This window comes from Winogradskyella sp. ECml5-4, from assembly GCF_036903175.1.
Classification (GTDB): Bacteria; Bacteroidota; Bacteroidia; order Flavobacteriales; family Flavobacteriaceae; genus Winogradskyella; species Winogradskyella damuponensis.
Genome location: NZ_JAYJLF010000005.1, coordinates 136,606 through 159,701, shown reverse-complemented (window position 1 = coordinate 159,701; position 23,096 = coordinate 136,606). Strand labels below are relative to the sequence as shown.

The following is a 23,096-nucleotide window of genomic DNA, read 5'->3' as shown; positions in this document are numbered from 1 at the left end:
AAATCACTTGAAAAAAGCCGTAAAAAACGGCCCTAAAAAAGGGTATAAAAACACAAAGATCTTAACGGTTGTAATGTTAAGATCTCGGTTGGGTTGTAAAGTTGTTTTAAGGTTTTAAATCATAAGCTTTTTAGACACTGTAGAGCCATTGGCAAGCGCAACCGTTACAATATATGTACCACGACTTAAATTTTGAGTTGGGTAGCTGTAATCTGCTGCTGTGATATTAAGGTTTTTATGAATTAAACGGCCTGTAATATCGTGTAATTCAAAGGTTTTAATGAAACTCTTAGTGGCCGTGGCTACTATAGCATTAGATAAGGTTCTTATATCTAAATTGGCATTGGCGTCTAGGTCTGTAACACTTAGGCTGTTGTTGGTGTTAAATCTTAAGACAAAACGGTCTTCAAAAGTTCCTAAATCTGTAGTAAAACTATACGGACTTGTTCTTAAATCGTGAATTAGATTTAGCACTTTGTCTTCAAGATAAATGTCTTGGTCTGTGGTTTCAAATAAACCATCAACCGTATTAAGTGCAATAGTGTATTCTCCTTGTGTAGCGGTTTTAAATCCTAACGGAATAGTGTCAGTTTCTACAAAAGGTAAAGCTCTACCATTAATAGCCAGTTTATTACTTTTTTCAGGAGTATTTAGCGTAGAATAAAACTGATAGTTAGAATCGTTTAGTAAATGGCCATCATATAATCTATCTATAGCATCTGTTGCACCAGCAGCATAACCTACCAATAGTGATAAAGCGGTATTATTGCTGTCAATTAAGTCTAACCAAATACGATGTTTTTCGTTTGTATTGGTGGTATTGTCTGCATTTAGATTGGCACTTCTATAGAAGCCATCGTTAGCATAGGTACCTCGCATTGAATTGTTAAACACTACAGGACTAGGTCTTGGTGAAGAATTAAGAAGTTGCACAAAGAAACCTTGACCTGCGGCAATATAACCGTTAAAACCAGGAGGTGTAGAGCCTAAGCTGTTGGCACTTAAATAATCGTTTTCTGAGTAATTATATAGAAAACCTGTATAAAACGGATCGCCTACAAAAGTACTTGGTGGAGCGGTGTGTCTCCAAAAATAGAGTGTACCATCTATATAAGGGTTTGCGGTTGTAAAATCGGTTAAAGAAATAGCAGAAGGGTATGGGTTTCCTATTAAATTCCAGTTATCATCTTCGGCTGTAGCGGTATTTCCGTTACCTTGGTAAGGTAGGCCGTTGTAGGTACCTCTAGTGATGTAATGTGTAATTTGTCCGTTGTTTAATTTGCCTTCAAATTGGGCTGTATTGGCAATAGCCGTCCCTTCTAAATCTCTAATGGCATAGCCTTTTCCTAAGGTCATATTGCCCGAAGCGTAGCTCCATTCTCCATGTTTTCCAGGGCTACCGTTATTTACGGTTGGAAGCCATTCAAAAACACCATAATTAGGTGTGCTTGGCGACACATCTCCTACATCAAAAGCTTCTACAGGAGTAGACCAATAGACATAATCAAAATTGGTTAATCCGTTAACTTCGCGTTGCACTTTGGCTGTACCTACATTTTGGTTGGTAGCCACATCTGTAATTTGTATAAGGCTGGCGCTGTCTTTTAGTTCGTAATCGGCATTAGTATCTATGGTAATTTTATCTTCAATAGTTAAAGACGAATTAGGTTGTTGTATTAGTGTGGCACCATCTTCAATTTCCATATTAAAACCGGTTCCATCTACCACACCAGTAATAACAGGGTCGTTTGCGGTAACAGGAATTACAATACAGTCTGTAATCACAGGTACACCAGCAGGAGTCCAGTTGTTAGGGTTGTTCCAATCTGAGCTTTCAGAGCCATCCCAAACTTTACTACCATTTAAAGTTACTGTAGCCGTATCAATTTCTACAATTGTAGAACCAGAACAAAGGTCGTAAGTCACTTCAGAATAATAAGTTGTGGTGCTTGTAGGGGTTACGGTAATAATACCATCGTTGTCTGGGTCATCAATTTCATTGGCAGGTGAGATAGCATCTTTGTACCATTTAAGCGTTGTAATAGAAGGACCAGCAGGTACAAATCTCCAAGCTTCGTCAAAGGCCGTCCAGTTAGGGTCTGTTGTGTTTCTGTTAGGGGCAGCTATAGCATTAGTAGCATTTGCTTGAAGACCAACAGTTGCATTACCATCATTCCATGAGCTTAAGACTCTTTTTTCTTTAATATAGACTTCAATAACATTGGTGTCTTCGTAGAATACAATCATACCGGTGTATAATAAAGAATTATCATCATACATTGGTACATCGCTCCAAGCAGCAACTAGTGCTCTACAACCGGTGTCTAAAGTTATTAATTGATAGCCTATTTCTCCACCGACACTAGGATCTACATCATGATGCACACCATATATTGAAGGTCCAAAAAAGCGAGTATTGATGTTGTTGTTAATATAATCTCTAGCATTTTCTGAATGTGGAATATTATATATCGTTCTCCATCCCGTTGGTGAGGCATATGATGGCGTACTAGCTAGGCTGGTGTCGAAAGAAATAACTCCATTAGAACCGATAACACAAGAATCATAGGTATTACCAAAGAAACAGAAGTCAAAAGGTAATTCTATTTCTGGAGACCATACATCGTCATCGTTAACACTCACAGGATTTTCTAGACAGCTAAATTGAAACGGAGGAGCATAAGGAATAGATTCTACGTTATAGGTAGAGGTATCACCTAAGTTTAAGTATGTGGCTTCTAATGTTGCCGTCGTGTTTTCTACCGAGCAATTAATTGGTGCTGGGTCAGCGCCAGACAGTCCCAATCCACCAGTATCTACAGAAGGACAAGCTAAGGTTGTAGTACCAAGCGCATCTGAAGGCGTACAAGTTACTATGTCTAATACGGTTAGTGTATAGTCTTCAGCTTCTCCAACGAAAGAACTAGGGCACCAACTAGGAGAGCTATCATTCCAATCGATTAAGACTCTCATTTTATAGTCTCCAGGAGTTGTTCCTGTAGGAATGGTGAAACTGCTATTTATAGGATCGTAATAGCCGTCGTTGAACATGGTTTCGCCTACGTCATTAAAATCACCATCATTGTTAAAATCGACCCATATACCTACACCAAAACCATCGTATCGATTAGAGCCATCTCTAAAATTACCATAAAAATTGACTGCAGCGCCACGATATTGACTAACAGATAAGTTGGTGAAATTTCCGTAACCATTTGTAGAATATCCAGAATTATTGTTGGTAATATTAGTTACACCTCCTGAGGTTGAAAAATCATCGATATAATACGATGAATTTGTGCCGTTAGGAATACAATTTAAAGTTGTTTCGTTTCCATTTAATGGAGAACCGTTTAGGTAATTTGGTCCATTAGTACATAATGAATTATAAGAAAACACATACACATAATAAGTGGTGTTATTGTTTAAGCCTGTTAGGGTGAATGAAGTATCTGTATTGTCGCTTACAACCGTATGATCTCCATAAGTTACGCCTACAGTATAAGTAGAGCCGTCTGCTACAGGAGGAGTTACGCCCGTGGTGTTATAAACCACTAGGTAATTGTCTGGAGCACTTGTAGCGGGCGTAAAACTAAAATCCATAGTGCTGTCTAAAACATTACTAAAGGTTAGGCTTGTGGGTTGGTTAGCCGGTTGTGTACATGGTAAAGGGTTTGTGCCTGTAATTGTAATGTCGTCAAAAAGATTCCATTCGTCATCTCTATTGCTAATTCCAATAAATCTAAAATATGAATTGGTAGCGAAGGTGTATCCTGGATTAGAAATAGTGGCGGATAAATTATGTGAGTTTCCTGGGCCTTGTGAGTAAAAGTCAGTACCTAATGTAAATGTTTTTATTGTTGTCCAATAGGTTCCATTATAGTAATCGATTCTAAAGCCATCACCGTTTTCTATATTAGATGTTGTTTTATGACAAAAAGAAATAGTGACTTCAGAATAACTCGTTAAATTAAGTGCTGGAGACTGCATGATGTTTCTGCCTGTATCATTGTCTTTTGAATAGATAGATTTAGAGCCGCCACAAGCCCAGGTTGAACTATTGTATCTTCCAGAATCATTACCATTACTTGTCCAACCTTGAAAGCCCGATTCAAAATCGTAAGTTACGGGTAATTGGGCCGTAGCAGAATGACTTGATAAAAGAACTATTGCAAAAAAGACAACGCTTAATGTTTTGCAATTACTTATTCTAAAATTGATAAGTAATTGAGATAGCGGAGAACGAAAATTATTGTTCATAATTAGTAGGTTTTAGCGTTAAGAATACCGTTTAATTGATATTAATAATTAGCTTAATCTAGGGTTAAATAGGACTAATTGATTTTAAATCCGAGGACAAGTGTAGGAAAAAAAAAGGATAAAAAATAATTTTTTACCGACAAAACGATTAAAAACACCGATTATCTGCATTTTTAATATATTTTCTTACAAATTTGAAAAACACTTAAATTAAAAGGAGTTGCCTATTTTTGTAAAAAAAAGATTTGGAAATTCCGTCTGTTCATCATCAAGATATAAGGTTTAAGAATTTGTTAATAACTATAAAGCGTGAAGATTTAATTCACCCTTTTATTTCGGGCAATAAGTACCGTAAATTGACCTATAATATTGATGAAGCCAAAAGGATAAATGCCACTTCTTTATTAACCTTTGGTGGTGCGTTTTCAAATCATATTGCCGCTGTTGCATATGCGGGAAACATGTATGGGTTTAAAACGGTTGGTGTTATAAGAGGAGAGGAGTTAGCTTTAAAAACACCATTAAATCCCACCTTACAATTTGCTAAAACCTGTGGGATGCATTTAGAATTTGTTTCGAGAGCTCACTATAGGCAGAAAAATGATGACGATTTTATTGACGGATTAAAAAGTAGGTTTGGAAACTTCTACCTTTTACCAGAAGGAGGTACTAATGATTTAGCGGTTAAAGGTTGTGAAGACATTTTACAAGCTACAGATAATGTGTACGATTATATTTGTTGTGCGGTAGGTACAGGTGGTACAATTTCGGGACTTATTAATGCGTCAGAATCACATCAGAAAATATTAGGTTTTCCTGCGTTAAAAGGTGATTTTTTACAACAAGATATTCGTAAATTTGCAAATCAAGACAATTGGGAACTGATAACAGCGTATCATTTTGGTGGTTATGGTAAAATAAAGCCCGAATTAATTGCGTTTATAAATCAATTTAAGAAGGCTTATCATATTCCGTTAGATCCTATTTATACAGGTAAAATGCTATTTGGTATATTTGATTTAATTGACAAAGGGTTTTTTCAAAAAGAGTCGAAAATATTAGCCATTCATACCGGAGGTTTACAAGGTATAGCTGGTGTTAATCAAATATTGAAACGAAAAAACCAGCCCCTAATAGAGCTATGAAAATGAAACAAACATATAAAACAATACTAGCAAGCACATGAAGTTTAGATATATAATTGTATTAATTGTAGTGTCTGCAATGAGTTGTGGTCCTAAAAAAGGTATTGTTACAAAACGAAAAAATGATAGTACTAATAAAACGGTTGTTGTTAAAAATGATAAGGTAGAGACCAAAAAGCCAACCGTAACCCCTAGTACAACAACCCATAAAGCACCAAGTACTGTAGATGCTTATATTGCTATTTATGCAGCGATTGCTAAAGACAATATGCGACACCATAAAATACCAGCTAGTATTACACTTGCGCAAGGTATTTTAGAATCTGGTGTAGGTAGAGGGCGTTTAGCTGTAGAGGCAAACAATCACTTTGGTATAAAATGCCATGGGTGGAAGGGAGCCAAAATTTACCATGATGATGACCGTTCACAAGAATGTTTTAGAAAATATACCAAGGCAGAAATGTCTTATGAAGATCATTCTAAATTTTTAACAGGCCGAAGTCGTTATGCGAGTTTGTTTAAATTACGACCAAATGATTATAAAGGTTGGGCAAAAGGATTAAGGGCTGCAGGTTATGCTACAGATAGAAAATATCCTCAAAAACTAATCAGTTTAATAGAGCGTTACCAGCTGCATAAGTATGATGATGAGGTGCTTAGTGGTGCAACGACTGCTCAGACCAAACGAAAATCTACAACAATTATTGAAGGTAGGAAGACGTCTGCTATAAAAAAGCATACTGTTACAAAAGGCGATACCTTGTATTCGCTTTCAAGACTCTATAAAACTACTGTTGAGGCTATAAAGTCTCAAAATAAATTAAAATCAAATGACCTAACTATTGGTCAAGAACTTATTATTCCTAATTAAGTTATGTTATATCAAAGAAGTAGCGCTTTGTTTAAAGAAGCGCAAGAGGTGATTCCGGGAGGAGTAAATTCACCCGTTAGAGCTTTTAATGCTGTTGGTGGTACACCAATTTTTGCAAAATCTGCTAAAGGTGCTTATGTTTATGATGAAGATGGCAACCGTTTTATCGATTATATTAATTCTTGGGGACCAATGTTGCTTGGTCATGCATTTCCACCAGTTGTTGATGCTGTTATAGAAAAGACAAAATTGGGAACATCTTTTGGAATGCCTACAGCTATTGAAACAGAAATAGCAGAATTAGCTGTATCTATGGTGCCAAATATTGATAAAATTCGTTTTGTGAATTCTGGTACAGAAGCTTGTATGAGTGCTATAAGATTAGCAAGAGGATTTACCAAAAAAGATAAAATTATAAAGTTTGCGGGGTGTTATCATGGTCATAGTGATTCATTTTTAATAGCAGCAGGTAGTGGTGCTGTTACTTTTGGAACACCTAATAGTCCTGGAGTAACCCAAGGAACGGCAAAAGATACCTTGTTAGCGCGGTATAATGATCTTGAAAACGTAAAGGAACTTGTTGAAGCTAATACCAATGAAATTGCAGCTATTATAATAGAGCCTGTTGCCGGTAATATGGGGTGTATTCCTCCAGTAGATGGATTTTTAGAAGGTTTAAGACATCTATGCGATGCTCATCATATCTTATTAATTTTTGATGAGGTAATGACTGGTTTTAGATTGGCTAAAGGTGGAGTGCAAGAGCTAAAAGGTATTAAAGCCGATATTGTGTGTTTTGGTAAAGTTGTTGGAGGCGGATTGCCTGTTGGAGCATTTGCGGCACGGAATGAAATTATGAATTACTTAGCGCCATTAGGTCCCGTATACCAGGCAGGTACGCTAAGTGGAAATCCATTAGCTATGGCTGCAGGATTAGCAATGCTTAAAGCCGTTAATGCAGATACAGGCTTGATGAATAGGTTAGAAGAAAAAACGAAATATCTTCATAATGGTATTGCTGATGCTTTAAATAAAAATGGAGTAACACATACTATAAATAGCATTGGCTCTATGATTTCTGTTCACTTTGCAGAAGGAGCTGTGGTAGATTTTGATTCGGCTGCCAAAGGAAATAATGAGACGTTTAAAACGTTCTTCCACGGCATGCTAAATGCGGGCATTTATATTGCACCAAGTGCTTTTGAAACTTGGTTTATTACAGATGCTTTAACCTATGAAGATTTAAATGCAACCATTGCAGCTGTAGAACAAGTTGCTAAAACATTATAATAAAAAGACTGTATCTTATAGTGGCATTTAGCTTATAAGATACAGTCTCTTAAATTTTAATGAGTTTAATGGAGTCCAAATGAATGTCTTCTACAATTTGGTTTGTAAATTTAAAATGTCCTCTCGTTGTTATTAATCTAAAACGATACGATTTTAATTGGCTTAATGTATTTAAAAATAGCCATTTGGATTTTAACAATCTTGGTTTTTGAGATTTTAAACTTAAATCGAAGATGTGTTTACGGCCTTCTTTTTCTGCGACGATATCTGGTGTAACTTCAATTGTACTTCCCCTTTTTAAATACGACTTTGGGGTTTCATAACCTTCAATATCGGCCTTGATATTAGAATAGCCTAAATTTTGTAGATAGGAAATGGACTGATTTAACTCATTTACGTACTTCGCTTTGTCTTGTGTTATCATAACTTATAGTATACCAAATTTTATTGAGATACCCTAATTATTTTGGTTAAAACTTTGAAAAGCATGTTGTTAGCTCTTGGTTTTGGCTGTTGGCTCAAGACTCTCTAATTCCCCAAAATCTAACACCTATCTCCTAATCCCTAACTCTAAATCCTAACCTGTCCATTTCCATATACGTAATATTTATTCGTTACCAATTGGTTTAAGCCCAAAGGTCCTCTATGGTGTAGTTTGTCTGTACTAATAGCGAGTTCTGCGCCAACACCCATTTGTCCACCATCTGTAAATCTGGTAGAGGCATTATGATATACTGCAGCACTATCAACGTTGTGCATAAATTCCATGGCTTCGTCTGTGTGTTCCGTAATAATAGCAGCCGAATGTTTTCCAGAATAGGTGTTAATAAGATCAATAGCTTCTTCTAAAGTATCTACCTCTCCGATGAGAAGTTTTAGAGCTAGAAATTCTTCGTGCCAAACTTCACTATTCGAAACCGTTTCTTTTTGAGGTAAAATGCTTGAGACCTTATCATCGACTAGAATTTCAACATGATGTTGTTCTAATTTTTCTTGAAGCATTTTTAGTTTGGTTTCGTATTCTGGAAGGTTTTTATTGATTAATACTTTGTCTAAAGCATTACAGCCCGAAATTTTATCTGTTTTAGCATTAATAATCACATTTACAGCTTTGCTCCAATCGGCATGTTCAGAAACATACAAGAAGTTATTGCCGCGTCCACTAACTAAAACGGCGCAAGTGGCATGTGTTTTTACAAAATTGATTAAACGCTCACCACCACGAGGAACAATTAAATCTAAGGGTTCGGTTGGGTTTTTAAGAAATTCTTGGGTTTCTTCACGTTTTAAATGCAATAGCTTAATCCATTCTTTAGACAAGCCATTTTCTTCTAAAGCTTGGTGCCAGCATTTTTCTAAAATAAGATTGCTGTTTAGAGCTTCTTTACCACCTTTTAATAAAATTTTATTATTGGCTTTAAAGGCTAAAACGGCTGCTTCAATAGTAACGTCTGGTCGCGATTCGTAAATAATAAGGATGGTACCAAAAGGAGCTGTAGTGTTTACTATATTTAAGCCGTTTTTTAGTGTACGATTAGATAGTTCTTGTCCAACAGGATCTTCCTGATTCATAACGGCTTCAACCGCAGTAATCATTTCATCTACCTTTTTGTCGTTTACAATTAAACGCTCATAAAGGGCTTGGTCTTCTTTTTGAAAAGCCTCTAAATCCTTTTTATTGGCTTCGATAATGGCATGTCTTTCGTGTCCTAAAATCCTTATCATTGATTTGAGGACTTTGTTTTTTATACGTGTTTGTAATAGTTTCATTTTTTTAATTTTTATAATTGAGAGGTTTATTTTAAGCACTAATAAATTTTGTGCCTACTGCTTTATTATTAATAATATCTATGATTACATTTTCGCGTTTACCATTGGCGATGTAAGTTGGGATGTCTTTATTTGCAGTGCCTTTGGCTATTTTTAATTTTGAGGCCATTCCGCCACGGCCTTCTCCTTCTTTTTTATCAGAAGCCTGAACATATTGTTCGACATTCTGATTGGTTTTAACTTCGTGTAATCTAATAGAATCTTCGTCGTCTGGATGTCCTGTGTAGAGTCCGTCTGTATCGGATAAAATGATTAATCGGTCGGCATCTAAAAGTTCGGCAACTAAGCTTGCGAGCTCGTCATTGTCTGAAAACATAGACATGGTTAAGGATACGGCATCGTCTTCGTTGGCAATAGGAATGACGCCTTCGGACAATAAGCCTTCATAACAGTTAATCATATTTTGCCTGTGTTTTCCAGCATCAAAATCGCGTTTTGTGGCTAAAATTTGAGCACAACGCATGCCGTAGTCATGGAAAATGCTATAATAATGACGCATCATCCTTGGCTGGCCAACAGCAGAATAGACTTGTCTTCTTACCGATTTATCCTTGATATCAGTGTCGCCCAAAACTTCCATACCTGCAATTGCAGAGCCGGAGGAGACTAAAATAACCATGATGTCTTCTTCGTATAAAACGGCAATTTGCCTTACCAATTCTCTAAGTACTGGTCCTAATATTCTATTGTCTTTGTTTGTTAATACGTTGGTGCCTACTTTGACGACCACACGTTTTATATTGTTATTCATATTTTATTTGTCTTTGCCTAATTCTACAGCACGATCAAATGCTGCATAGGCTGCATCTTGTATTAATTGTTTTACATTATTGTCTTCCATAGAATCAATGGCTGCTTGAGTTGTGCCTCCTTTTGAAGCGACTTTAGCTATCCATGATTTTGGCGATATATTGTTTTGATTGAAGAGTTCTATGGCTCCTTCAAACGTACTGCTTACTAAGACTTTGGAATCGTAATCCGAAAAGCCCATTTTTAAAGCTGCTTCTAACATGGATTGCATAAAATAGAACACATAAGCAGGGCCGCTTCCTGAAATTCCTGTAGAGGCGTCAATAAACTTTTCCGTGTTAACATGAATGGATGTTCCTGTAGTGTCTAAAAGATTTCTTACCATGATTAGTTCTACTTTGGAAACGTCTTTAGATTCTGTGTAAGAGGTGACACCTTTACCAACTTGTGCGGGTAAATTAGGCATGGTTCTAATGACTTTTTTTGCGTCTAATTTTTGCTGAATGGTTTCAATAGTGACTCCTGCCATTAAGGACACAAAGATTTGACTGTGATTTATCATGGGTTTCATTTTTTCAAATAAACCATCACTGTGATACGGTTTTACAGCAATAAAGACAATATCTGCTTTTGGTAAGCAATCCTCTAAATTGTCAAAAACGTTAAATCTTGAATCTTGGCGTAAGGTTTCTATTTTTTTTGGATCGGTATCATATATTCTCAGTTTATGCTTATTAAGTAATGGCGATTCTGCCATACCTTCAGAATATGTTAAACCCATATTACCAGCTCCAATTACTAATACTTTCATTTTTTTATTAAATTAATTCACTTTAATTACCACAAGGACTGTACGGAAGTGCCAAAAAGAAAGATTGATTTTAAGAATTATGGAATCTTAACATATTTGTGTCAATCATTGAGAAACTGTAAACTTATGAGTGGTATACTTGTGGAAATGAAAATCTTAAAATTTTACTAAACCTATAAAACTGACAGCCTGTCGGTGACAAATTGAGTGATTTGTATAAAAAAAACCTATCAAGTTTTATTTTGATAGGTTTATATATGTTGTGTAAAAAGTTTTTTTACTTCTGTTCGGCTAAGCCACGTGTTAACCAACCTCTTCTATTTGCTGTTGCAATAGCATAAGGTGTAATCCAGAATAAAGCAAAGGTGAATAAAATGCTATACGAGTAAGCCCAAAATCCTTGCGTGGTTTTATATTGGCTAGTAAAAAATAGTACAGAAAAAGTTGAAACCACTAAAATACTAACTAGGGTAGAACCTAAAAATAATAAAGGATGTACTAAAACGAAGAACAGCATAGAGATTAATAAAGGATAGCTCATAAGTATTTTTACAAATTGGCTAATAAATAAAATTCGTGTAGCAGATTTTCCTTTGGCTCTAAAGTTTGTAAATACATATTTAGCCATTTCTAGGTTTTCTCTAACATTACTTCGTCCCCAACGGATAAACATTTTATACAAACCGATATATTCTTCAGGGACATTGGTATAAGCCACTGCATTTTTTTGAAACAAAACGTGTTTACCTTGTTTTAAAATCATATTGGTCATCGCTCTGTCTTCTCCAATGTCTGATGGTTGTCCCATAAACGTTTGATTGATCCACTGTGGTAAACAGTTATGCACAGCAGTGCTTCTGTAAGCAGCTAAGGCTCCAGGAGTACAGAGTACAGAATTTAAGTTACTTTCTGCAGAACGCACAAATTCAAAACTTAAAACAAAGCTAACATCTAGCATTTTAGGTAACATTTCCTTTTTGTTGTTTAAAACTCTAATATTACCAGCAACAGCTCCACAATTTTCGTCTTTAATAAAAGGGCTGACTAAATTTCTCAGTGTGTCTTCAGTAACGATAGAATCGCTATCTACGGTAACATATACATCACCTGTTCCTAAATTAAATCCACGGTAAAGTGCATGACGTTTTCCTTGGTTTTTGGGTTGTTGGTATATTTCTAAACGATCTCCTAATTTCTTTTTAGCATCTAGCATCCAATCCCAGGTGTCGTCCTTACTACCATCGTCAATAGATATAATTTGTAGTTTATGTTTGGGATAGTTGCTATTGTCTAAACTTATTAATGTATCATACACTTGTTTGCCTTCGTTATATGCTGGAACAATTACAGTACAAGTTGGTAATTCTTTGTCTGAAACAGAGGCAATAGGTTTGTATTTGTAATAATTATAGGCCTTATAAATAAAAAATAAGGCTTTAAAGGCTAAGAGGGTAGTGGCTAAGATTATAAATGTATATCCAATAGTGCTGCTCATTTTATCGGCGTTGAATTGTTCAAAGTCGCCATAAAAAACAGATAAAAAATAGATGCCTAAAAGCATGAGTAAAAATGTACTAAAAAGGACAATTTTGTTATTAGTGTTTTCTGTTTTTGATTTGCTGTTGAGAAACAGGTTGAAATTTTTGGATAGTTTTTTAGTAGTGCTTTTTGAAGTTGATATTATTGTTTTTGAGAAGGTGTCTTTTGAAGCCATATATCTTGTTTTGTTGATGAGATGATTAAAACAGATGTACGTTTAATATTACAGTTTAGATTTTTTTTGAGTTTTATTTAACATTACAACTAAAACTGTTGGCTTAAGCAATTACTTATGTAAATCTAACAATAATACGCTTAATCAATAGGTATAAGTCCTTGAGCACTAATGGTTCCAGATAAATACTCTCCTTCGTCGTCCAAATTCTCAAGGTACACATTATTAAATGTTATTTCTACGGTATTTGTTTCAGGGCTTATATAATTTACTGTAAACGACCCAAAATCTACATTATAAGCCCACCATGCGTCGTCAAATTCATCATAATTAACTGATGTATCTGGATCATAAGAAACCGACACCAAACCGTCTTCTAATTGGTAGGTCATGCCTGTATGCATACCATCACCTAACACTCCGACAATAACTTGTGGACCAGTTGCGTAAACTCCAGTCATTCCGATTGAAACATAATACCTTTCGACTCTTACTTCACATGCTGGATACCTATCCGTATCACAAGTAAAGCTTTCGGGGAAATTTAGACTAGAACTAATAAATGAATTGTCTATTGCTCTAAACTTTGCACTAATATGAGAACTTTCTTCATCATAAATATAAAAGTATGCGGAGTTTCCGGGAGGCGAATGAGGAGATTTGCTGCCTAATTCCCATTCAAAAAATTCATAATTTAAATTTGGAACTGCGGTACATAAAAGCGAATCTCCAAAGCAGTAAGCTTCATCTCTATAATTAATTACACCAGTGCCTAAAGGGAATACAGATGTTGCAATTGTAAGAGGGGCTTCACAATTGGAATTTCCATCATTAGTATTTTTACTACAACTACATAGCAAGAAAACGTAACTCATTATTGCGATAAAAAATATTTTGATTTTCATAATTGTGGCTTTACAATTCATAGTATTCAAAATTAAATAAGCAAAATAGTTACTCCTATACCTGATAATGGGTATTTTATAGTCTAATGATAAACAAGCCTAGTTGATTATACTATTGCATTTGGTATTTCTGAAATAACCAAAATAGAGCGCATAAAAAAACCTGTCAGGCTTAAAAACTTGACAGGTTTAATTTATATAAAAAGAAATTAGAAATTAATCTTCTTTCTTATCTTCTCTAGGTTTGCGATCATCACGTCTGTTATCACGTCCACGATTATCTCTTCCTCTGTTATTATCACGTCCACCAGAACGTTTGTCATCTCTTGGTGGTCTTGCTACATAACCTTCAGGTTTTGGTAAGATTGCCTTACGAGATACTTTTTCTTTACGTGTTCTAGAATCGATACCGAAGTATTTAACATCAAAAACATCTCCCATGTTTACCACATCAGATACATTTTCTGTACGTTCCCAAGCTAATTCAGATACGTGTAATAATACTTCGTTTCCTGGTGCAGCTGTATATTCTACTACAGCACCAAAATCTAACATCTTAATTACTTTTACTTCGTAAATGCTACCAACTTCAGGCTTAAATAAAATAGCATCAATTTTTGCCATTACAGCATCGATACCTTTTTTACCAACTCCTAAAATTTCAACAATACCTTCTTCAGTCACTGGGTCTTCGTTAATAACGATAGTTGTCTCAGTTTCTTTTTGCATTTCCTGAATTACTTTTCCACCAGGACCAATTAAAGCTCCAATGAATTCATTAGGAATACGTCTTGTTACCATTGTAGGCGCATGTTCTTTAACATTTGCGTTTGGTGTAGCAATGGTATCTGTTAATTTTTCTAAGATATGTAAACGACCATTACGAGCTTGTTTTAGTGCATTTACAAGAATTTCGTAAGACAGACCTTTTACTTTAATGTCCATTTGACAAGCTGTAATACCATCTGCAGTACCTGTTACTTTAAAATCCATATCACCAAGGTGATCTTCATCTCCTAAGATATCAGATAATACAGCGTATTTTCCAGAATCGGCATCAGAAATTAATCCCATAGCAATACCAGAAACCGGTTTTGTCATTTGTACACCAGCATCCATTAATGCCATTGTACCAGCACAAACAGTTGCCATAGAAGAAGAACCGTTAGATTCTAAAACTTCAGATACTATTCTTACAGTGTAAGGACTCTCGTCTGGCACCATACCTTTTAACGCACGTTGTGCTAAGTTACCATGTCCAACTTCTCTACGAGACGTTCCACGAATAGGTCTTGCTTCACCTGTACAAAACGGAGGGAAGTTATAGTGTAAATAGAAACGCTCTTCACCTTCTTGAGAAGGCATATCTATTTGGTTTGCATCTCTAGAAGTACCTAAAGTTACTGTAGCTAATGCTTGCGTTTCTCCACGTGTAAAGATTGCAGAACCATGTGTTGATGGTAAGTAATCTACCTCACACCAGATTGGTCTGATTTCGTCAGTTTTACGACCATCTAAACGTAAGCCTTCGTTTAAGGTTAAATCTCTAATAGCCGCTTTTTCTGCTTTGCGGTAATACTCAGATACTAAACCACCATAATCTGCTAATTCTTCTTCAGAAAATGTAGCTATAATATCTTCTTTTATTTGTTGAAAAGCAGCACTTCTTTCGTGCTTAGAAGATCCAGCTTTTGCAATAGCATATACTTTATCGTATGCCATGTCATGTACTTTCTTCTCTAAATCTTTGTCTTCTCTTTCTGGTTCGTATTCACGAGTTGCTTTCTTTCCAAAGGCTTCTGCTAATCTTACTTGAGCAGCACATTGTACTTTAATTGCTTCGTGAGCAAACTTAATAGCATCTGCCATTTCTTCTTCAGAAATTTCATCCATTTCACCTTCTACCATCATTACAGAATCTGCAGAAGCTCCAATCATCATATCGATGTCAGACTCTTCTAATTGAGCAAATGTTGGGTTAATGATGAATTCTCCATTAACACGACCAACTCTAGCTTCAGAAATTGGGCATTCAAATGGGAAATCTGATAATTGAATAGCTGCCGAAGCTGCTAAACCTGCCATTGCATCTGGCATTACTTCTGGGTCATGAGACATTAATTGAATCATTACCTGAGTTTCAGAATGGTAATCTTTTGGGAATAACGGACGTAAAACACGATCCACTAAACGCATGGTTAATACTTCTCCATCACTAGGTCTTGCTTCTCTTTTAAAGAAACCACCTGGATAACGGCCTGCAGCAGCAAATTTTTCTCTGTAATCTACTGTTAATGGCAAAAAGTTAACATCTTTTTGCTCGTAGTTGGAAACAACTGTACATAATAACATACATTTTCCTGATTGAACAACAACAGAACCATGTGCCTGTTTTGCTAATTTTCCAGTTTCGATAGAAATTTCTCTACCATCACCAAGGTCAATGACCTCTTTAAATACCTTTGGAATCATAAATTTTTTAATTCTAATTCTAACGCATTATTGCTCGTTAGAATAATGTTAAACAATGGTCGTTGTGTTGTTGTGTAGTAGTTGTTGTATGACCAATGAAAAACTGTTAGTCCTGAAGTCGATTCAAGATCTAGCTTCTTCAATTTTGGTTTTTATACTCGTCCAAAACCGAGTTGTTATATAACAAAAAACCACGCTGTTAGGCGTGGTCTTTTTATTGAGATTATTTTCTTAATCCTAATTCTTTTACTATCGCACGATATCTTAAAATATCTTTCTTAGTTAAGTAATCTAATAAAGCACGACGCTTACCTACTAACTTTACTAATGAACGCTCAGTATTAAAATCTTTACGATTGTTTTTTAAGTGCTCAGTTAAGTAATTGATTCTGTAAGTGAATAAAGCAATTTGCCCTTCTGCAGAACCTGTGTCTTTTTCGTTTTTGCCATGTTTTTTAAAAATGGCTTCTTTTTCTTTTGGGTCTAAATACATTCTAATATTATTGTAAATGATTGTTATGTACACGAAAGCTTCTCTTTCGAGCGGCAAATATACTATTTTTTTGTGATTTGGTATTTTTTTCGTAACTTTTTGATGTTGAAATTACGATTAGAAATAATTTAAAGCAACAAACCCTTATTAACTGATAGCTTTCATATGGTTTAATCCTTATTAAATATAATGTATGAAAGTTTCAAATCATCTACAGGATTCTTCTAATGCGCACGATGTTTTAGAGCGTATATTTAATAATACTTATAATGGTATTGCTATCGTAAGCTTAGATGGAAATTGGTTAAAGGTTAACGAGAGTATCTGCGATATTTTTGGATATACAAGATGGGAGCTTTTTAATATGGACATTAATAATATTGTCTATGCTCAAGATCTTGGTGTACACGAGCATAAATACGAAAAACTTATAAATGGTAAAATTGATAAGTATCGTGTAAAACAACGCTATTTCCATAAAGACGGTTCCATTATTTGGTTGTTAATCTATGTGTCCTTGGTTTATTTTAAGGAAGGACGTGCACACATGATTTGGCAATTTACAGATATTACTAAGAGGCAAAAAAATCAAGATAAGTTAAAATTGATGCTTAGTGTTGCCGAAGAACAAAATGATAGGTTGCGATCTTTTGCTAATATTGTGACTCATAATCTAAGATCGCACTCTGGTAATTTATCTGTTCTTACCGATTTTTTAGAGGAAGATTTTTCTGTTTTAAACCAAAATGAGAATTTTCAATTATTAAAACAAGCTGTTGAGAATTTACAGGAAACCGTTGCTCATTTAACTCAAGTAGCAAAAATTAAAGAAATTGATGCTTCTAAAATGCAGGTTCTTAATTTATATGATTATGCCGAAAAAGCGACTTATAATATTATTGCTTTAGCTCAAAATGCAGAAGCCATAATTTATAACGAAATTGATGAAGATGTTTGTGTAAAAGGCATTCCAGCCTATCTTGATAGTATAATTCTAAACTTTCTTACAAATGCTATTAAGTACAAATCTGAAAAAAGACATCCAATTATAGAATTAAGCTCTCGAATTGAAGCCGATGTTGTGGTATTGGTAATTAAGGATAATGGACTTGGGATAGATTTAAATAAGTTTGGAGATCGGCTTTTTGAGATGTATAAAACGTTTCACAATAATGAAGACGCCATTGGCATTGGTCTTTTTCTTACTAAAAATCATATTGAATCTTTAGGCGGCAAAGTAGAAGTGCAGAGTGAAGTAGATGTTGGAACTGAGTTTTCTATATTTTTTAAGAAAGCTTAATACGGTAACACGTTAGTTATTAAAACAAAAAAAAGAGGTTGATTACACCTCTTTTTGTTTTTTTTATGATCGTATCGGTTGATTTTTTATTAAATCGATATACAAATTCACTTTTGATTTTAAATCTTTACGATGGGTTATAAAATCTAAAAAGCCATGTTCTAATAAAAATTCTGAAGTTTGAAATCCTTCAGGTAATTCTTTACCCGTTGTATCTCTTACAATTCTAGGGCCTGCAAAACCAATTAATGCTCCCGGTTCTGAGATATTAATATCTCCTAACATTGCAAACGAAGCTGTTGTACCTCCAGTTGTAGGATCTGTACATAATGAAATATAAGGGATACCAGCATCTGCGAGCTGAGCAAGTTTAACAGATGTTTTTGCTAACTGCATCAGAGATAAAGCAGCTTCCATCATACGTGCTCCACCAGATTTACTAATAATCATTAAAGGAGTTTTCTTTTTTAGGGCATAATCTGCAGCTCTGGCAATTTTTTCACCTACCACAGACCCCATAGAACCACCAATAAAGCTAAAGTCCATACAAGCAATAACTAAATCATTGCCTTTAGATTTACCAACTGCAGTACGTACTGCGTCCTTTAGGTTTGTTTTAGCTTGAGCCGCTTTTAAACGGTCTGGATATTTCTTAGTGTCTTCAAATTTTAAAGGATCTTTAGACGTTAAGTTCGCGTCTAATTCCTTGAATTTATTATCATCAAACAGAATTTGAAAATACTCATTACTTCCAATTCTTACGTGGTAGCCATCTTCTGGACTTACATAAAAATTTTGTTCTAGTTCTTTGGTGTCTATTATTTTTCCAGTAGGAGATTTATACCAAAGTCCTTTGGGAGTATCTTTTTTTTCCTCTGTTGAGGTTTGAATGCCTTTATCTTTTCTTTTAAACCAAGCCATATTAAGGTTACAATTTTAATCCTTAGATTATACTAAGGATAGGTTTACGATTTTAATAATCAGTAATCGCTACTTTTAATTCGTTATAATTTGCAAATGCAAAGTGTACAAAATTACTATTTTATTAAATATAACTCAAAAATAGGAATAGCTATCTCAAAAAATGAAATTATATATAAATAAAAAACCCGCTAAAACTCTGATTTTAAGTTCTGACGGGTTTTAAAAGTTGTTGAAAAAAAATTATAATGTGTCTACATTATTTAAATCTTCGAATGCTTTTTTAAGTCTTGCAACAAAAGCTTCTTCACCTTTACGAAGCCAAACACGAGGGTCGTAATACTTTTTGTTAGGAAGATCGTCTCCGTCTGGATTACCAATTTGTGTTTGCAAATAGTCTTTTTTATCTTGAATATAATCTCTTACACCACTCATAAAGGCATATTGCATATCTGTATCGATATTCATTTTTATAACGCCATAGCTAATACCTTCTCTGATTTCTTCAACTGTAGAACCAGATCCGCCATGAAAGACAAAATCGATATGGTTATGACCAACACCGTATTTTTTTGAAATATAATCTTGAGAATTCTTTAAGATTTTTGGAGTTAATTTTACGTTACCAGGTTTGTAAACACCGTGAACATTACCAAAAGCAGCAGCAATAGTAAATTGATCGCTTATTTTACTTAGCTCTTCATATGCGTAAGCTACTTCTTCAGGTTGTGTGTATAGTTTAGAATCATCAACATCTGTATTATCAACACCATCTTCTTCACCGCCTGTAATACCCAATTCAATTTCTAAAGTCATACCCATTTTGCTCATACGCGATAGGTATTGTTTACAAATTTCGATATTTTCTTCAATTGGTTCTTCAGACAAATCAATCATGTGAGAACTGTAAAGTGGTTTTCCTGTTTCTTTAAAATGTTGCTCACTAGCATCTAATAAACCATCAATCCAAGGTAATAATTTTTTAGCGCAATGGTCTGTATGTAAAATTACAGGTACTCCATAAGCTTCGGCCATTTGGTGCACATGTTTTGCTCCAGCAATAGAACCTGCAATGGCAGCTTTTTGGTTGTCGTTGCTTAAACCTTTACCAGCATTAAAAACGCCTCCACCATTAGAAAATTGAATAATGACTGGTGCATTTAATGCTTTTGCAGTTTCTAAAACACCATTTATAGAACTAGACCCAATAACATTTACTGCAGGTAAGGCAAAGCCTTTTTCCTTAGCTAGTTTAAAAATATTTTGAACGTCTCTTCCGGTTGCAACTCCAGGTTTAATATTATGACTCATAATTTTATAATTGAAAAAGTTTAGATATCAAAAATACATAATTTTGAGTATTTATTAGACGAGAATTGCCATAAATAACCGAAAACGTTATCGTTTTTAATGCGGTTTAAGTTTTTCTAAAAAAGAATGATTAAATCTTATAATGAAAAACTTCAAAAGGATTTTTATTAAAATTTAGAAAGGATAGTTAATACCAATGTTGTAAACTGCATTTCTAAAGTTATAGGTTTTAAACCAGCGATTGCCTTCATCATTAGAAGGGTCGTAAGTTTTAAAGCCAATATCAAAACGCAGCACAAAGAAGTCAAAATCGTAACGCAAACCAAAGCCTGAGCCTATTGCAATATTTTTTAAAGAATCGAAACTGGTTAAGGTGGCTGCGTCTTCTTCTACGTTATCTAAAACATTCCAAATATTACCAGCATCTATAAACACAGCACCTCTAAATGCGCCAAATAAACTAAAGCGCTGTTCTGCGCTTAAATGAAGTTTAAAGTTGGCTTCGTTAAATTCGTTTGTAGATTTAGATCCTCCAGGTCCTAAATTATAAGCTGTCCATGCTCTATTGTCGTTAGGACCTCCTGCAAAAAAACTTTTTGAAAAAGGAATACTATTAGAATTGCCATAAGGAATAGCAATACCTGCATAACCACGAAAAGCTAATACATTTTTTCTGCCTAAATCTACATATTTTACATAGTCTATATCTGTTTTTATGTATTGCGAAAATGCCACTCCAAAAATTTCGTAATTATCGGCATCGTTTTTAGGTGATCCTAAAATACTAGAAATATTAGATAGTAAATTGCCAGCTAATTCAATTCGCCATTTAAAAACAGAGAAATCGTTATCAAAGATGTTTTTACGCTTGTCTTTTTTATAATTAAAACTTGTAGAAAAAATAAGGTTGTTTTCTGTGAGTCGCTCTTTGCGTTCTTCGATGTTGTTTACGGTTAAATAGTCATCATCATTTGATGTTAAGCTTGTATTGCCAGCCAAAACCTCATTGATGAAGACATCTGCAGGTTCGTACCTGTTTGTTGTTGATGTTTCATCATACAAACTGCTGTCATTACCTATATATCCTATATCTTGAGCAATAGAATTTAAGCGTCCAAAAGAATTTTGGTAGACTCCAAAGTAGTTACTTGTATTTAAGTTTTTTACAAAATTTACATTAAACAATTCTAAGGTATTAGTTACAGTATTAGATGGAGACCAATTGTAACTAAACATACCAGAAAGCGTTTGTTTATCTAAACCTATATTTTGTTGGCTCGTAGCTGAAACATTTATAATGGTACTTGGAGACGTATACTTAGGGATGATTTTGTCTGTATTAAAAGGACTAAATAATCGTGGGATTGTTAGACGAATATTACCACCAAATTCATTAATGTCAAAAAAAGCAGCTTCAGGATCATTTCTGTTTTTTGAAGCTCCAATAGCTGCAATTCCAGAGATTTCCAAAGTTTCTGCACCTTTAAAAATATTCCTAATTTTTAAACCTGTGCTAAAAGAGAAGCCTATGGTTTGTATGTTACTTTGATTAATTTCAGGATCAAAACTTAAAGCGTATTTTTTCTTAGGTTCTAAAAAAATATTGGCGGTTAATGTCGTGTCTTCTTCGTTTTCAATATACTCTATGTTTGGGTATCTAAACATTTGTAAATCGTTGAGGTAACGCGACGTTCTACTTCGTGCTAAATCACTATAAATGTCGCCTTTATTAATAAAAACAGCATCAGTTAGTGCTTTGGGTCTAAACCTTAATTTTTCTTTACTGTAGAGGTTAAAGTCTTTGTATGTTGTTGTGTCTACTATAGGTTTAAAGCGGTTATTAAAATTATCATCTGTAAAAATATTAACCTCTTTTATTTTGTAAATTTTAAAAGGTGTTGTGGTTGTAGAATCATCACCTCTAATGGTTCTGTTGGCTATAATTAAATCGGTATGGACTTTATGATTTGTCTTAATTGTATCCATTTCAAAACGGATATAATCTTGTCCAAAATAATAAAAACCAGCATTTCTCAAATAACTGTTAATACGTTCGCGTTCGTTCTCATAATTTTGTTCGTCGTATTGTTCTCCTTTTTTTAGTAATGTTGTTTTACTAAATTTATTGTAGAGCGAATCAATGGCAGGACTACTTATAAAAGGTTTTAGCGAATCTAAAATATAAGGCTTATGTTTTGTGACTTTGTAAGTTACTTGGGCAAGTTTATTACTGTCTTTTTCTACCTCGTAAGTTATTTCGTTGTTAAACCATCCTTTACTATAGTAATACTTTCTAAGATTGCTAACAGTTTTAATGGTTTTGTTTTCATCATAAATTACAGGAGCTTCACCCGTGCGTTTTAACCAAGCATTAAAATTGCGTTTAGATTCAATAAGATTATCAAATTGCTTTTTGGAGAGAAGTGCGGTTTTTCGTTTTACTTTAGACGAGTCACTTAAAATATTAGCATTGATTATAGAATCTATGTTAGGTCTAGCGAGATTGTAGATATAGAGTTTTAAAGGAAACCCAAAAAACTTTCGCATACCAGAATTGGTGCGTTGTGTAATGATATTGTTAATGCGTTCACTATTTATTTTATCTCCATCCTCTAAGATGGTATTACTTGTTATAAGATGTTCGTCTGCTTTAACACGTTTTACGACGTTACAAGAGCTTAGTAATATAATACATAGCCAAAGCAACACATTGCGGTGTCGCACATTGTAATTGGTAAATGGTATTAAAGTGAAATCTTGTAAACTCAATTGAGATATCTTAATTTTAAATGACGTGTTAATGAAACAAAAATAATACCATTTCTTGTTATGAAATAGCAATCACTTTAATTTAGAAATCAAACAACACTAAAAAAGATTTATTAATTAGTATTATGGGTTTCGTCTAACAAATGTAAAGACATTTTAAAGAACTCATGTTCACTTTTTTTATTTAAACTAAAAATGATGCTTTTGTTTTTAGAAGAATTCTTTTTTATACTTCGTACTAGTGTTACAAAGTC

The 23,096-nt window shown here is 34.4% G+C and carries 16 protein-coding genes; 4 read left to right on the top strand and 12 right to left on the bottom strand.

Annotation, left to right across the window (positions count from 1 at the left end; genetic code table 11):
* Window positions 1-114 precede the first annotated feature (114 nt).
* Window positions 115-4,260, bottom strand: a complete 4,146-nt coding sequence (locus VDP25_RS05540; RefSeq protein WP_334467638.1) for a GEVED domain-containing protein — start codon at window positions 4,258-4,260, stop codon at window positions 115-117.
* Window positions 4,261-4,505: 245 nt separating this feature from the next.
* On the opposite strand from VDP25_RS05540, the gene VDP25_RS05535 reads away from it, so the two are divergent.
* The 3 genes from VDP25_RS05535 to hemL are packed head-to-tail and all read left to right on the top strand — an operon-like array spanning window position 4,506 to window position 7,566.
* Complete coding sequence (locus tag VDP25_RS05535; protein ID WP_443089849.1) at window positions 4,506-5,405, top strand: 1-aminocyclopropane-1-carboxylate deaminase/D-cysteine desulfhydrase; 900 nt, start codon at window positions 4,506-4,508, stop codon at window positions 5,403-5,405.
* A 37-nt stretch (window positions 5,406-5,442) separates the two neighbouring features.
* A complete protein-coding gene (locus VDP25_RS05530) occupies window positions 5,443-6,276 on the top strand; it encodes a glucosaminidase domain-containing protein (protein WP_334467636.1) in 834 nt (277 codons plus the stop codon).
* A 3-nt stretch (window positions 6,277-6,279) separates the two neighbouring features.
* Complete coding sequence (hemL, locus tag VDP25_RS05525) at window positions 6,280-7,566, top strand: glutamate-1-semialdehyde 2,1-aminomutase (RefSeq protein ID WP_334467634.1); 1,287 nt, start codon at window positions 6,280-6,282, stop codon at window positions 7,564-7,566.
* 49 nt (window positions 7,567-7,615) lie between these two features.
* Here hemL and VDP25_RS05520 read toward each other — a convergent pair whose 3' ends face one another.
* From VDP25_RS05520 to rpsO, 8 genes are all read right to left on the bottom strand, one after another.
* Window positions 7,616-7,990 carry a hypothetical protein gene (locus tag VDP25_RS05520; protein WP_334467632.1) on the bottom strand — a complete coding sequence of 125 codons (375 nt, stop codon included), beginning with the start codon at window positions 7,988-7,990 and terminating at the stop codon, window positions 7,616-7,618.
* A gap of 146 nt (window positions 7,991-8,136) precedes the next feature.
* A complete protein-coding gene (locus VDP25_RS05515; RefSeq protein ID WP_334467630.1) occupies window positions 8,137-9,336 on the bottom strand; it encodes a glutamate-5-semialdehyde dehydrogenase in 1,200 nt (399 codons plus the stop codon).
* A gap of 31 nt (window positions 9,337-9,367) precedes the next feature.
* The gene (gene proB, locus VDP25_RS05510; RefSeq protein ID WP_334467629.1) at window positions 9,368-10,147 is read right to left on the bottom strand and encodes a glutamate 5-kinase; all 780 of its coding nucleotides are present in this window, start codon (window positions 10,145-10,147) and stop codon (window positions 9,368-9,370) included.
* A 3-nt stretch (window positions 10,148-10,150) separates the two neighbouring features.
* Window positions 10,151-10,957: a pyrroline-5-carboxylate reductase gene (proC, locus tag VDP25_RS05505; protein ID WP_334467628.1), complete on the bottom strand. Its 807-nt coding sequence runs from the start codon at window positions 10,955-10,957 to the stop codon at window positions 10,151-10,153.
* Between the two features lie 277 nt (window positions 10,958-11,234).
* Window positions 11,235-12,671, bottom strand: a complete 1,437-nt coding sequence (locus VDP25_RS05500; RefSeq protein WP_334467626.1) for a glycosyltransferase — start codon at window positions 12,669-12,671, stop codon at window positions 11,235-11,237.
* A gap of 140 nt (window positions 12,672-12,811) precedes the next feature.
* Complete coding sequence (locus VDP25_RS05495; protein ID WP_334467624.1) at window positions 12,812-13,576, bottom strand: hypothetical protein; 765 nt, start codon at window positions 13,574-13,576, stop codon at window positions 12,812-12,814.
* Between the two features lie 216 nt (window positions 13,577-13,792).
* Window positions 13,793-16,048 (bottom strand): polyribonucleotide nucleotidyltransferase, encoded by a 2,256-nt coding sequence (locus VDP25_RS05490; protein WP_334467623.1) that lies wholly within the window; start codon window positions 16,046-16,048, stop codon window positions 13,793-13,795.
* 223 nt (window positions 16,049-16,271) lie between these two features.
* The gene (gene rpsO, locus VDP25_RS05485; protein WP_215928972.1) at window positions 16,272-16,541 is read right to left on the bottom strand and encodes a 30S ribosomal protein S15; all 270 of its coding nucleotides are present in this window, start codon (window positions 16,539-16,541) and stop codon (window positions 16,272-16,274) included.
* 193 nt (window positions 16,542-16,734) lie between these two features.
* On the opposite strand from rpsO, the gene VDP25_RS05480 reads away from it, so the two are divergent.
* Window positions 16,735-17,841, top strand: a complete 1,107-nt coding sequence (locus VDP25_RS05480) for a sensor histidine kinase (protein WP_334467618.1) — start codon at window positions 16,735-16,737, stop codon at window positions 17,839-17,841.
* A gap of 63 nt (window positions 17,842-17,904) precedes the next feature.
* On the opposite strand, the gene accD is transcribed toward VDP25_RS05480, so the two are convergent.
* The 3 genes from accD to tamL form a co-directional block, all read right to left on the bottom strand.
* Complete coding sequence (gene accD / locus VDP25_RS05475; RefSeq protein ID WP_215928570.1) at window positions 17,905-18,762, bottom strand: acetyl-CoA carboxylase, carboxyltransferase subunit beta; 858 nt, start codon at window positions 18,760-18,762, stop codon at window positions 17,905-17,907.
* Between the two features lie 243 nt (window positions 18,763-19,005).
* Window positions 19,006-20,073, bottom strand: a complete 1,068-nt coding sequence (gene fbaA, locus VDP25_RS05470; protein WP_334467616.1) for a class II fructose-bisphosphate aldolase — start codon at window positions 20,071-20,073, stop codon at window positions 19,006-19,008.
* A 174-nt stretch (window positions 20,074-20,247) separates the two neighbouring features.
* Window positions 20,248-22,842, bottom strand: coding sequence for a translocation and assembly module lipoprotein TamL (gene tamL, locus VDP25_RS05465; RefSeq protein WP_334467614.1), 2,595 nt, complete (start codon window positions 22,840-22,842; stop codon window positions 20,248-20,250).
* Between the last annotated feature and the right edge of the window lie 254 nt (window positions 22,843-23,096).